Annotated in this window: 1 protein-coding gene; it reads left to right on the top strand. The window is 49.1% G+C overall.

From position 1 onward, the window contains the following. Positions 1-1219: alpha-amylase family glycosyl hydrolase (locus CAFE_RS06190; RefSeq protein ID WP_166525079.1), on the top strand; the 1219-nt coding region annotated here is incomplete at its 5' end. Between the last annotated feature and the right edge of the window lie 294 nt (positions 1220-1513).

Raw genomic sequence — 1513 nt, 5'->3', positions numbered from 1 at the left:
TCTGGAAAGCAAAAAAGCGAAACAAAATCAATACAGCCACCGGTATATCTGGACGGATTCCGTATGGAACCGCCCGGCCGGGTTCAACTCCATGTGCGGTGTAACAGAAAGAGACGGCTGCTACCTTCTGAATTTTTTTTCGTCACAGCCATCCCTGAATTACGGTTTTAACAGGATAACCGCACCGTGGCAGAAGCATTATACAAGTCCGGACTGCGTCGCGACACGCGAAGAGATGAAAGACGTGATGCGTTTTTGGCTTGATGCAGGCTGCGATGGTTTTCGCGTCGATATGGCTGCGTCCTTGGTTAAAAATGACGACGATCACGCTGCGACCGCTGAAATCTGGAGAAATGTGCGCGAGATGCTTGACCGGGAATATCCGGAAGCTGCAATGGTATCCGAATGGTCCGATCCCGACAAGGCGATTAACAAGTCGCGGTTTCACATGGATTTTTATCTGAATCACAGGGGAAACGGTTACGATTCACTTTTTCGTAAAACGGGCAGTGACGGCGCCCCGCTCAGCTTTTTCAGCAAACAGGGCCGGGGAAACATCATGGAGTTTCTGGAGGATTATCTTCCGAAATACAATGTGTCAAAGTCAGCGGGCTATATCAGCTTTATAACCTGCAATCATGATACTCCCCGCATGACGCTCGGCTATGATAATTCGGAATGCAAAATCGCGTATTCGTTTCTTTTAACCATGCCGGGCGTTCCGTTTCTCTATTACGGCGATGAAATCGGGATGCAGTATTTTAACCTGACGAGTGTGGAAGGCGGCTATCACCGAACCGGAACGCGTACGCCAATGCAGTGGACGAACGGGAAAAATTTAGGCTTCTCCAACGCAGAGAGGGAAAAGCTATATCTGCCGGTAGACGCCCGTGACTGTGCCCCCACGGTGGAAAACGAGGAAAAAGACGAAAATTCTTTGCTGAATACGGTGCGAAAAGTGCTGGCCCTGCGCCATCAAATTACTGATTTGCAGGCGGTTCCAAACTTTGAGGTGATTTATGCGGAGAAAGACTGTTATCCGTTTGTATACCGCCGTGGCAAGTACTTTATAGCGGTGAATCCTTCCTGCCGTGAAGTGGAAATTCCTTTGACGGAGAAGGGCAAACCCGTTTTTACGATAGGCCGCAGTACTTTGGAAAATGGTCGTCTTAGGATGCGCGGGCAGTCTTTTGCGATGTTTCAAAGCATCCGGAGCTGACTTCCGACAGAGCTTACCCGGCCTTTGACAGGACGGATTTTTGCCGTGTCATGGCTGCCGCAACCGGGGAACAGAAAGCAAGGGAGGCTTGCCCCGTTTTGGCGCGCTGCACTTTGCAAGCATTGTGTAGCGCGCCAAAATGATGCCCCTTTGAAATCAACAGAACAAAGGGGCCGTTGCAAAACGGCACGAAAAAAAAGTCGGAGCAACCATACGAAAAGGTATTGGCAGCTCCGGCTTTTTGCTTTAAAATTTAGTTGTGAAAAAAAATAAAAAGCTCTTAGAGCATAACAG

The sequence above is a fragment of the Caproicibacter fermentans genome (assembly GCF_009746625.1).
GTDB lineage: Bacteria > Bacillota > Clostridia > Oscillospirales > Acutalibacteraceae > Caproicibacter > Caproicibacter fermentans.
Note: the sequence above shows the minus strand (reverse complement) of the source record. Positions and strands in the feature narration are given on the sequence as shown.